The organism is Parasulfitobacter algicola (genome assembly GCF_013315265.1).
Classification (GTDB): Bacteria; Pseudomonadota; Alphaproteobacteria; order Rhodobacterales; family Rhodobacteraceae; genus Parasulfitobacter; species Parasulfitobacter algicola.
The window spans coordinates 24,745-35,807 of the sequence record NZ_JABUFE010000018.1 but is presented as its reverse complement, the minus strand read 5'-3'; the positions used below and the strand labels follow the sequence as shown (position 1 = coordinate 35,807).

General features: G+C 48.0%; 11 protein-coding genes, 2 pseudogenes and 1 other annotated feature. All 13 genes and pseudogenes read right to left on the bottom strand.

The window, feature by feature from the left end:
* Positions 1-266: pseudogene (locus tag HRQ87_RS18525) on the bottom strand (integrase core domain-containing protein); the annotation flags it as partial.
* 275 nt (positions 267-541) lie between these two features.
* The gene (locus HRQ87_RS18520) at positions 542-1,426 is read right to left on the bottom strand and encodes a hypothetical protein (protein ID WP_174139933.1); all 885 of its coding nucleotides are present in this window, start codon (positions 1,424-1,426) and stop codon (positions 542-544) included.
* A 197-nt stretch (positions 1,427-1,623) separates the two neighbouring features.
* Positions 1,624-2,388: an outer membrane protein gene (locus HRQ87_RS18515; protein WP_174139932.1), complete on the bottom strand. Its 765-nt coding sequence runs from the start codon at positions 2,386-2,388 to the stop codon at positions 1,624-1,626.
* 322 nt (positions 2,389-2,710) lie between these two features.
* Positions 2,711-2,938: an IS3 family transposase gene (locus tag HRQ87_RS20700; RefSeq protein ID WP_425501611.1), complete on the bottom strand. Its 228-nt coding sequence runs from the start codon at positions 2,936-2,938 to the stop codon at positions 2,711-2,713.
* A gap of 5 nt (positions 2,939-2,943) precedes the next feature.
* Positions 2,944-3,060, bottom strand: a sequence feature (AL1L pseudoknot).
* 80 nt (positions 3,061-3,140) lie between these two features.
* Positions 3,141-3,287, bottom strand: a pseudogene (locus HRQ87_RS20695) (IS3 family transposase); the annotation flags it as partial.
* Between the two features lie 104 nt (positions 3,288-3,391).
* Positions 3,392-4,528: a helix-turn-helix transcriptional regulator gene (locus HRQ87_RS18500; RefSeq protein ID WP_174139929.1), complete on the bottom strand. Its 1,137-nt coding sequence runs from the start codon at positions 4,526-4,528 to the stop codon at positions 3,392-3,394.
* A 633-nt stretch (positions 4,529-5,161) separates the two neighbouring features.
* Positions 5,162-5,692 carry a hypothetical protein gene (locus HRQ87_RS18495; protein WP_174139928.1) on the bottom strand — a complete coding sequence of 177 codons (531 nt, stop codon included), beginning with the start codon at positions 5,690-5,692 and terminating at the stop codon, positions 5,162-5,164.
* A gap of 100 nt (positions 5,693-5,792) precedes the next feature.
* Entirely contained in the window at positions 5,793-7,190 is a 1,398-nt protein-coding gene (locus HRQ87_RS20610; protein WP_174139927.1) for an ATP-binding protein, read from the bottom strand.
* Positions 7,171-7,851 (bottom strand): response regulator transcription factor, encoded by a 681-nt coding sequence (locus HRQ87_RS18485; protein WP_174139926.1) that lies wholly within the window; start codon positions 7,849-7,851, stop codon positions 7,171-7,173. The genes HRQ87_RS20610 and HRQ87_RS18485 overlap by 20 nt, the downstream gene beginning before the upstream one ends.
* Before the next feature lie 12 nt (positions 7,852-7,863).
* Positions 7,864-8,199 (bottom strand): pilus assembly protein N-terminal domain-containing protein, encoded by a 336-nt coding sequence (locus tag HRQ87_RS18480; protein ID WP_174139925.1) that lies wholly within the window; start codon positions 8,197-8,199, stop codon positions 7,864-7,866.
* Positions 8,200-8,297: 98 nt separating this feature from the next.
* Positions 8,298-10,367: a type III secretion system export apparatus subunit SctV gene (gene sctV / locus HRQ87_RS18475; protein WP_174139924.1), complete on the bottom strand. Its 2,070-nt coding sequence runs from the start codon at positions 10,365-10,367 to the stop codon at positions 8,298-8,300.
* Positions 10,355-10,702 carry a tetratricopeptide repeat protein gene (locus HRQ87_RS18470; protein ID WP_174139923.1) on the bottom strand — a complete coding sequence of 116 codons (348 nt, stop codon included), beginning with the start codon at positions 10,700-10,702 and terminating at the stop codon, positions 10,355-10,357. The genes sctV and HRQ87_RS18470 overlap by 13 nt, the downstream gene beginning before the upstream one ends.
* Positions 10,703-10,706: 4 nt before the next feature.
* Entirely contained in the window at positions 10,707-11,063 is a 357-nt protein-coding gene (locus tag HRQ87_RS18465; RefSeq protein WP_174139922.1) for a hypothetical protein, read from the bottom strand.

The window sequence follows — 11,063 nt, the reverse complement described above, 5'->3', positions numbered from 1 at the left end:
GTGTGTGGCCTTTGTGTGTTGTAGTCGATCCTCCAGTTTTCGATGATCTTCCTGGCTTCGGCGAGATTGCCGAAGATATGTTCATTCAGGCATTCGTCCCTGAGCCTGCCGTTGAACGATTCTACAAACGCGTTCTGCATAGGTTTTCCGGGCGCAATGTAGTGCCAGCCGGCGCCCGTGTCCTGGCACCATCGAAGAACTGCATGAGATGTCATTTCCGTTCCATTATCGCTGATAATCATGTCCGGCTGGCCGCGCCTGCGGATTGGCGTTGCTGGTATTGCAGTTACTCATACTAATCCCGCTAGCTCGACGCATGGGAATGGAAGAAATCGCGGGAATCCTAAACGGGGTAATTACTCGGCTTGCAGGCAAAGCAGGTGGCTAATTAGAAAATAACCTTATTTGGTGAGTTTGCTCCATAATGCCGTAGTTTTAGAGAGGCTAAGACAATTTACCGTGCCACCTACATCTTCCATTACTTCCAAACTCACCAAGCAAATCGTCTGTAAACCTACGGATACATTAACGAATACTTTCATTAACGTGGTGTGGTTACAATAATACCACCATCAACTTCTTGGGCAGTTCTTGGATAAAGACATTGCATCCGCGCTTCCCACATTGATAAAGATTGCATTCGACCAGCGAAATCACTTTGCTTCAAATCGCGAGGTTTTGAGTTTTGTTGCTCATCACTTAGACGCCGCCGCAATACTATATCAAGGGCTTTAAGCCATGGCTTAGCACACGCCAGCCGTAACTGCATGCCTGCTCCCATTATTGAATTTAAATCCTCATCAGCCACACCGTAACATGGGTCCGCGTTTGGGTTGCCGTTAGTTGGACAATGCGACTTTCCAACATCAACGTGATTAAGTCCAAGAAGGTGCCCTATTTCATGTACATTGGGTTTTTGCACAACAGGCCGACCCTTACTATCGAATGCACCGCTCTGCTCATAAATGTCACGATTGTCATAGAGCTTCGAATGCGATCTAAAAAAATCCGAAGTACCCTCACGCAGATACACGACATCAACTATATGATGACGCGAACTTTGGTCAGCATTGCCTTCAATCAGTTTAAATCTGCAATCAATATTTGGACTATATTGCTTGCCATCAACTTCGTGCCGGAAAAATTTGCCGCTTACATTCAATAAACAAAACTTATCGTCCCAGTATCGCTTTGCCGATGTGATGAAACTGTGTTTCCAAGTCATCCACTTTGCTTGGTCCCACTTTTCAATCTTCTTTTTGTTGCCATTCGAATCTTTATATGTGCCGGTTTCAGCTGCATTCGACGGATTGATCTGGCGTAACCCTAAACGTAAAGTAATGGTTAAGGTGGCATTCGTATATTTGTCGCAGATAGAAGTGTCCAAATCCCAATCGAATTTGGGGCGTCCAGGCGTGAAGTCCATATTTTTACTCCGATAACTCAAGTATGAAATTGATGGATACTGCAATCTACCCAGTATGGGTGTAGCCGTGCGAAAATGCCTATCACTCATGGTGTCACACAAACTATCATTCTTCGCTGATTGTATGACAGAAAACAGTGTAAGCATTTCGATCAAAAAGCCGACCATATCTAATCAATACAGTCGGCTCAATAGTGTCAAAAACGCAATCGAATAACTGCCTGAAGCGTATGAGCCGATAAATCGACATCAAATTCATGATCTGCAGGCGTCAAATCGTCTGTTCTGGTTTTGAACTCAACTTCACCGAAGTCATAATATGCATATTCCAAACCAAGGCTTAATGCACCACGCCCGATTTTTAGATCTTTGAATTGATGCTCAACGCCAGCACCTATAGTAAAGCCAAATGCGGTTTCGTCACCCTCTGCACAGCCACCGGATACGCCACAATCAGGGCGAACAGAGCCGCCTCCACTTCTTGGATCAGCATCACCATTTTTTGCATTTACATCTGCAATAGCCAAGCCGCCCAGACCATAGATAAGTGTGCGCTGTTCTTTTCCAACAACTCGACCGATCCGGCCCCGTATTGACCCCATACTTTCGATCGACGTTTCGTAGAAATCAAAGTCATTAAATCCGCCGCCGCCAGTTGACACTACGTCATTTGTAAAACGGTCATTTATATCAGTACTTGATATTTCGGCTTCAATACCAAACAAAGTTTGGTTTTTAGTCCAGTCATACCCGATCCTAATCCCCCCAAGTCCTCCGCTAATGTCATCCAAACCTACGGGTTCATCCAGAAATTCAAGACCATCTTCTTTTATATCATGTTCACCATTTGCCTCGGCTCCACCAATATGAAGGCCACCATGCCAACCATCCCAGTCCTGAGCCTTTAAAGGTGCAGCTAAAATACAAAAAGGCATAAGCAAAATTAGTTGTTTCAGTTTCATCGTTTCATTCCATTTATTAGCTCAAAGTAGCGAGCAACCTGTTGAGACAATGCGAAATTTTCTGTAATTTATTTGGATACAGTTCTTTTCACACTTGCAGATGCTGATTAATAAAATGTTGGCGACGGGTCATGACCTATATGGACTAGGAACTTACATATAAAATGCTGCCATACAGCCGAACAGCTCAATCCAGATTGCCCCGTTGAGCAGACCGATCAGTCAAGTTTTAATGACTAAGCGTTCGCCAAACCCTATTATGGTTCCAAGAAAACCCGCCTAATCAAATTCTGAAATCTAGCGCGGCCCAAATGACGTAGCATCAGTTACTTTGGCCTTCGATGCCGATGTCCTTCATCAACCATGCGACAATGCACCTGGCCACATTGACCCCCTCCCGCCGCATCTGGTGCCACACCTTACGAACGCTATAGACGCTGAGGTTCTCCTCAAAGACGCGCTCGATCTCGGGCGTCAGTTCTTCGTCACGCTTGGCGCGATCCGAAAGGCGTGAAGGGTCAGCGCGCTTTGCCAAATGATCATGAGACACGTGGCTGGGGCAATCGGCAAAATACCGCAGATTGGCTCGACCCCATGATCATCGCGCTGATCTTCTATGAGCTGGATCATCGTTTTAGTGGGCGGTCGAGCTCCGCCTGGGCAAATTATGCGGACGCTTTGCGCAGGATCTCATTAGCCTGCTTCAACTCGCGCACTTCGCGTTCCAGAGCCTTCATCTTCTCGGCTTGTTCGGTGGTGATGCCGTCGCGCTTACCCTGATCCACTTCGACCTTCTTGACCCATTCGTTCAGCGTTTGCGGCGCACAGCCTATCTTCGATGAAATCGATACGATTGCCGCCCAACTGCTCTTATGCTGCCCCGCGCCATCCAATACCATCCGCACAGTACGTTCGCGTACTTCTGGTGAATACTTGTTCGTTGTCTTTGTCATGATGCTCCATCCTACTCACGAGTTGGAGCCTCCGGCAAACCCGGCACGGTTCACACATTGAGTTTTTTATTTATTAGTCTTATCAAGTCGGACTGCCTTCGACTTCCTGTTTTCGATAAAACAGCTTTTACTTGGTTGCGAACGGTGTGAATGCTTAAACTGCGAGATTGAGCATATTCATTAATAGTAACACCTTGATATATTGAATAAGTCACAGAAGCTTCAGCATTTGTAAGCCCAAATTGGTATTTGATATTCTGAATTTCGGTCTGTTCGTCTGCCTGTTCAGAAATGGTAAGCAAAATACTTGTTTCCTCAAAAATATCATTCAAATCGAAAGCATCTGTGTCAAAACCGGATGTCTGGAACTTCAAAAGGGTGAAATCTAATTTTTGATTAGGGTCTCGTATATTCTGAATTGTAAATGAGTGTGTATTGTGTTCCTTGATCATATGTATTGCTTTTTCTAAGCTTCTCATCGCAGAAGAAGCAGGCAATTCAAGTCGTCCTTTATCATCAAATGATAAATAATCGGCATTACTTAAAAGAGTTTCAGCTGCTGCATTTGCATGTATAATTTTTCGGTTTTCGCGAATGACTATTATTGGTGCATTAGATCTAAGGTTATTTTGCGCGAATACATCTCTTTCAAATGACAGTTCATTAAGCTTTTTCTTTACTGTTATGGCGTGTTCAACCTGAGCGGCAAGTAAGTTAAGTAAGCGATGAAAAGGCTCGCTATTTTTGTCTGAGTCCCGAGAACGGATCAAGCCGCCAAAAAGCCACATTACGCGTTTGTCTTTAAATGCGACGACAGCGCTTCCATGCTTTATATTTTCTTGTGGCTTTACCCAATCATTGTAGAACTCTGTCTGTAAAAGCTGGTCTTCTGGGCAATACTGTGTTGCATGAAATGCTGCACCAACTGGGACGTCTTTCGCACCATTAGCCCATGGATTGATGCTGCTATAGTAATCTTTCCAACTTTGAACAAAATCGTCAGAACACCCGATCCAATGTTCACAAAGTGCGTGATTTTCAAACAGATCATGAGAAAACAGAAATGTACGCGCACCGCCCGCCATTTGTGACAGATTTTGCAAAACTAAAGGCCAATTTTCTTGCTGTAATGATGTTGACAAAATTTGCGCTGATAGTTTTTTGTAGCTTGCTTCGGTTATTTTCAATTACAACACCCAGGCGTGTGACTCACAGGCTTTGTTTCACGAATCTCAGTTATGCTGATATCGCTGCGGTCCATTTCTTTCAAGATGCTGTAAATGCCGCACAAATTCAACCCATCATTGGCCGCCATCGCACGCGAACTGGCCGGCTTTATTTGGGACATTGCCCGGAAAACGCCAATCACGGCCTGAGATCCGCACCCGACTGCCTGTGCAGTCTGGTGGAGATGGCGGCTAACGATGGGGGAAATCCTCGGTGTATGTTGGGACAAATATCCGTCCTTAGAGAGAGGCAAGCCCGCGTCGCATTTGGTCAGGCGGTATGCAATCCGCGGATGAGAGCATGATAACACTCGGTTCGGCCGACCGTCTCCAGCGCCTGCACAGCTACATATTTTGACCATCCCACGCGAGTGGGGTAGTTTTGTTGTGTCGCGAAGACCAAAACACTCATGAGAGAACGTACGATCCTGCATTCTCCTGAAGCCTGCCCATACATGGCACCGTAAATCAATACCTGCTGGGGCGGGCATTTTGGTCGATTTTGATCTACACGCAGCGCTTTATGGATCAATTTATATGCCTTACATTGTGGCCCCCACTTTCCACGGAGGCCACAAAAAATGCACTTAAATGTTAGCGGTTCAGCGCACGCAGCAATTCACGGGCATCCTTGAGGCTAGCAACAGGGTCACCGCCTATATTGGGTGACGAGTTCTTTGAGTTGTGAATGAAGAAACTGACGGTTTGTTGACCTGGTGCATTTAGATTATCGGCACCTCCGCCGCGGTAAATTGCCGCCGGTTCTGCTTTACCAGCACTCATTCCCAAATAAGTACTTCCGTCACTTGACATCTGGATGTCGATTCTGACAACTGATCCTTCAGGCGCGCCTTCAAGCTTGTTGATTGCATTTGGCAACGTGCTTCTCAAATCCGATTCCAGTCGATTCTTGTTCAAAATAGTGCCAATAAAACCCGCAGCATTGATTGCGTTAGAGATAGCATCAAGTTTCGGATTACTTGCTGGTAAAGTTAGTCCGGGATAACCTTGGGCAATTTGCATTTCGCCGGAGGCCGACGCGTTGAGCGCATCGGAAAATTTCCCAGCACCTGCGGCTGGCGCTGTTGGTGTGTTCATGTTTGCGTTTACTGATGTGATAGACATTTATGTGTGCTCCTGAGTTATAGTGAGCACTGGATAAATGTACAAACTTACAGCACGCTTACATGCTGATCAGCATAGGACGAAATTTTCGCAGATGGCGTTATTCTTCCGCTTGCCGAACGAGCGGCGGGGAAAAATGCAAGGTAAACACGGCACCGCCCCCATCGCGATCTTTGACTGTGACCTTACCAAAGTGGACCTGCATGATCTGTGACACAATAGCCAACCCCATACCGGTGCCGTTTCTGGTGGGTTTGCGCCCCTGACTGAAGGGCATGAAGATGTGTTTCTTTTCCGAGTCAGGCACCCCAGGACCACGATCAAGAACCTGCAGTTTATGTGGTTCAGAGACCCGAACAGTGACGGTTGTACCATCAGCCGTGTGATTGATGGCATTATTGACAAGGTTTCGAATGGCTTCCATCGCAAGATGCGACTCGCCCATTACGACAACGGGGACATCGGGGCGCTCCAATTCAAGGGTCTTGCCTTGTTCAATCGCGATCGGGGCCAATGCGACGACGACCTCTTGTGCCAAAGCATTCAGTGTTATGGTTTCATCTGGGCTGATGTTCACCACACTTATGCGGGCACTTGTCAAAAGCTGCTGGATCAAAGTTTCCATGTGGCTCAGGTCAACCTCAAGCAGATCCCGCCCGGCAAAGGGTGCTATGGTTTCCAGCCTGGCGCGCAGTACTGCCAGCGGCGTCTTCAACTGATGCGCCGCGTCAATCGTGAAACGTTGCTGGTTGTCATATCCTTCGGCCACGCGGTCCATCGCTTCGTTGAACGCGTGGGCCAGCGGCATCACCTCGGTCGGTGCGGCGTGAACGGGCAGTCTGGTTCTGATGGTCTGGGGACCGATATCGCGGGCTTTTTCAGATAGAAAACTAAGACCGCGTGTGCTGTAACTGACGACACCAAAGCCCGCCAGAATAAACAGGATCAACAAGGGGCCGCCCACCAAAATCGCATCATCCACCAGTTCTATAGCGACAGCGCGGCTTAGAAAATCATCAGCCACTCTGTGTTGTGCCACCGTTATAAAAACTTCGCCGATATCTGTATTAACACGTTCGGTCATGCCAAAACGTTGCGGGTCCAATCCACGGGCTTCCTCGGGTGACATATCCACGGCCTGGAAATAATGAAAAAAACTGGGGAAGGTAAAACCAGGCTCAAGAATCTTTAAGGCATTATCGCCGTCATCAAATAAAACCTGACCCGTTTGATTGCGAATAACAAAGACCGAGCCGTTATGTTGCTCTTCGTAAAGACGCAACAACCTGGGGGGCAAATCCAATGTCGGCATGCCGTCTGCGTCACGGCCAAGTGCATTGGCCAGATCTTCAATCTGATGGCCAAGCGCGACTTCCTGTACAAGGTCATCAAGATGTCGGATTTGCCGGGTGATTGCGTAAGCCGCAATCAGAACACCGATCAATGCAAGCAAGCCAAATCTTAGGCTAAGCTGAAATCTAATTGATGACCCGCTCACGGATAAGATACCCAACGCCCCGGATCGTGTGGATATCCACTTTTGCCCCGCCTTTTTCCAAATTCTTTCTTAATCTGCATACACATACTTCAATGCTGTTTGGTGTGACTTCTTCGCCGTGACCATAAAGACCTTCTTCCAATGACGTTTTCGTAACAACGTGGTTGGTGCGGCGCATAAGACGCTCAAGAAGGCATCCTTCACGCTTAGAGATTTTGACCGGCTTATCATGAATACAGGTTTCACGATGCTTGGTATCGAACGACAGGTTTCCGCAGACCAGCTTCGACGAGATCATGTCTTTGGGGCGCCGCAATATGGCACGAATGCGCGCCTCAAGTTCTTTGGGTGCGACGGGTTTGGGCATATAATCATCCGCGCCTGCATCCAGACCTTCAATACGATCTTCTATTGTGTCGCGGACAGTCAGAAAAAGAACCGGGACCGAGACACCTGATTTGCGAACCTGTGACAGCCATACACGACTGTCCCCGTCCGGCACCTGTCGGTCCAGCAGCAATATGTCATAATCAGTAACTGCAACAGCATCCTCGGTGTCAATCAGTGTACAGACATGATCCACAGTAAAACCCGATTTTTTTAGATATTGCTGATAGATATCAGCATTACTAAGGTTATCTTCCAATAAAAGGACTCTCATGTTCTTGCCTAACTATGATCCGGATTGTTCACGCAGCTGCTGCTGAAGATGTTGCAGTGATTTATGCACAACGATCTCTTTTTGCAGAATGATGTCGTCATTTTCATCCAGTGCATAAAGCGTTGTTTTGCCAACCATATGAGCCAGGACAAAAACAGTCTTGTTCGAGACAACCTGCAAGCTGGCGATATTGGGGTCTGCCACGAAAACAGTCGATGCCGCGTGTTCCAATTGGACCAAACTACCTTCAGATTCGATAATCGGGATCATAAGGTTGTCTTGAACCTGGTCTGCACCCACAGGTAGTGACAGACAAAGTGAAAGTCCGATATGTGCTATGTACCGCATTGTATCTCCTTTACGGTTTAAGTATCCGAAAAACGACACCATCAAACGATACATGCTCGTTCCAATACCAGTGGTAATCATTTTTGGGCAAACTTAATTCATGCGACCTCATTCAATGGCAATGAATCGCCTATCGTTAAAGTTGCAATGGGAATGGCTGTGAACCCGTCGGCTAATTCCTGAAACGACAGCACATCCACATCGATGTTATTGCGCGTTAGAAAAGTTTTCAGATGACGCCGAACATCCATTGACGTCATCAGGACTAACTTAGTGTCCCCTGACGTCTTTTTGATATTTTTTCTGATTTCTGCCAGCAGCAGATCGCTTTGTCGATCATCCAGAACGAGATAGGGACCCACATTTGTATCGCGCAGGCAATCGCGCAGGAAAACTTCGGTGTCCCGTTCTAGAACCACCGCCGAAATCGTTCCGTTCTGATCCGCAACACGGTGGCAGATCTTTTTGGACAAGGACACGCGTACATATTCGGTTAGTGTTACGCCCGTCTGTTCAGGTGACGCCCATTCGGCAAGCGCCTCAAGGAATTGTCGTTTGTTCGTGGGAAAAATCTGTTCCTGGACTAGCCGTCGCAGGACATCTGCGATTTGCTGGATTTGACACCTGTGCTGCACTTCATTGCGAAGCGCTTCGAAATGCTGCCCCAGTTCACTTAGCATGGCCTGCGTTTCCTGAATGCCGACAAAAGATGAAAAATTCCGAAAGACCGCATTTTCCAGCGCCTCAAGCAGTCGATTTTCGGCGGTGCAATACAGCAAGTCGGCATCGATCATTGTCTGTTCATGCCCTGCATCAACGCTGTACAACGTTTTGCCATCAGACGTTGTGATTTGCTCAGACGGAACATCGACAAGAGCGATGAATTCGGAACAGTCATCAACATAAATCCTGCCCGCTTGCAGCGTGTCACGGAGAACAGGGACATCATCAATCATGATTTGAAAACAATCGCTTGGCAGGGACGTATTTGTTTTCATGGTCAATGCCGGACAAGTCAGCCCGACGGTTTGCGTGATGTGATTGCGAAGGACCAAGATGGGTGCAGTCATGTTGTCTTGGTCAATCTGATCCGCCAGATCGCCCGAGATCATCATTACGACAGGTGCCTGATCTGGCAATTGCGGGGTCAGTATCGCGGTTTCTTCGATATCAGTTTCGACGATTGTCTGCGGCTGTTTTCGATCAATTAGAATGCTGGCCAGACCAAATAATCCACCAAGGATCAGCAAAATGACTGTTGGAAACCCCGGTAACAAGCCCATTCCGCAAACTGTAAGGGCTGCCATGCGCATGGCCCGCTTGTCAGACATCAGTTGCGCGACAATGTCTGACCCAAGATTGCGCTGAGTGTCGCCCTGAACACGCGTTACAATGGTCGCGGCTGTGATCGAAATCAACAAAGCGGGGATTTGCGAAATCAGCGCGTCGCCCACTGTCAACAGCGAATATTTCAACCCTGCTTCGCCAAACGACATGCCAAGCTGAACCATACCAATGGTTAATCCACCGATAAGGTTGACGCTGATAATAATCAGACCTGCGATGGCGTCGCCTTTTACGAATTTCATTGCGCCATCCATAGCCCCGTAAAACTGGCTTTCCCGTTGCAATAACGATCTGCGGTGGCCTGCTTCTTGGTTGTCGATATCGCCGTTCCGAAGTTCGGCATCGATGCTCATCTGTTTGCCGGGCAACGCATCCAACGTGAACCGCGCGCCCACCTCGGCGATGCGTTCGGATCCTTTGGCGATGACGATGAACTGCACGATTGTCACAATAAAGAATACAACCATGCCAACCACCACATTCCCCGCGATCACGAAGGCGCCGAATGTATCGACGATGGCACCGGCGTTACCTTCCGACAGGATCAAGCGTGTGGTTGTCACCGACAAAGCAAGCCGAAAGATTGTCGATATCAGAATGATCCCCGGCAGACTTGAAAGCTGCAGTGGCGACCCAAGGTACACAGCCGTCATCAAAAGCAGCACCGCAATACCAAAATTCAGCCCGATCAATGTGTCGACCAGACCGGTGGGCATCGGCAGGATCATCAGCATGATCGTGATAATCAGCAATATCCCGATCGACAAATCCTTGCTACTTGTCAGAAGTTGAAGAAACCGTTTGAAAATCATGGCTTGCATCGGTCTGGCCTTTCGTCTGTGTCTTTTGCCGCGGCAAAGGCCTGTCTGGCTTTGTCGATACAGTTATTCCGCATAAAGGCGCGCGATAGCATTAGCTGGATATGCTTTTGTGCTGTGGCATCACGTTCCTTGGATAAAAGAGACTGGCAGGTTGAAATTGCCTGATCGGTTTCCCCCAGATCGAGCTGTGCCTGTGCGGCTGCTCGCAGGGCAAATATGTGATCCGGATCTGTTTTCAGAACGGGGTGCAGCAACAAAAGCGCATGGTGCGAATGCCCAAACTGGACATAGAGCTGGGCGATCATCACCAGAACATCGTTTTGCCGATCAGTCATCTGATCATCCTTTTAACAGTGCGTTCAATTGTTGTTGCAGTATTGCGATCTTGTCCATTTCGCTGCGGATGGCCGATGCGGACGCGCGATCGTCCCGATGTGTGCTTTGCTCAAGCATCAGCAAAACCGACTTCAGCTCAATCTGGATTTCCCCACTGCTGATGGTCTGCTTGCTGTTTCGCGGCGGTGTGATAAAGGCAAGCAGCTTGCGAAACAATCCAGGCACTTTACGGTCTTGCTGGGGTCTGGGTAGGTAATTCGGCAGGGCGGCATCAAGTGTGACCTTGAATAGCTGCGCATCCTGTTGCGGCATTCCGGCTGCGGGTCGTATCACCGGTGTCGATATCTGTTTGGTTTGCAT

What these genes read in the sequence shown, in the direction of transcription:
- HRQ87_RS18465 (WP_174139922.1), bottom strand. Translation starts at nt 11,063, where the DNA reads ATGCAAACCAAACAGATATCGACACCGGTGATACGACCCGCAGCCGGA.
- HRQ87_RS18480 (WP_174139925.1), bottom strand. Translation starts at nt 8,199, where the DNA reads ATGCGGTACATAGCACATATCGGACTTTCACTTTGTCTGTCACTACCT.
- HRQ87_RS18470 (WP_174139923.1), bottom strand. Translation starts at nt 10,702, where the DNA reads ATGACTGATCGGCAAAACGATGTTCTGGTGATGATCGCCCAGCTCTAT.
- HRQ87_RS18520 (WP_174139933.1), bottom strand. Translation starts at nt 1,426, where the DNA reads ATGGACTTCACGCCTGGACGCCCCAAATTCGATTGGGATTTGGACACT.
- HRQ87_RS18485 (WP_174139926.1), bottom strand. Translation starts at nt 7,851, where the DNA reads ATGAGAGTCCTTTTATTGGAAGATAACCTTAGTAATGCTGATATCTAT.
- HRQ87_RS18515 (WP_174139932.1), bottom strand. Translation starts at nt 2,388, where the DNA reads ATGAAACTGAAACAACTAATTTTGCTTATGCCTTTTTGTATTTTAGCT.
- HRQ87_RS18495 (WP_174139928.1), bottom strand. Translation starts at nt 5,692, where the DNA reads ATGTCTATCACATCAGTAAACGCAAACATGAACACACCAACAGCGCCA.
- sctV (WP_174139924.1), bottom strand. Translation starts at nt 10,367, where the DNA reads ATGCAAGCCATGATTTTCAAACGGTTTCTTCAACTTCTGACAAGTAGC.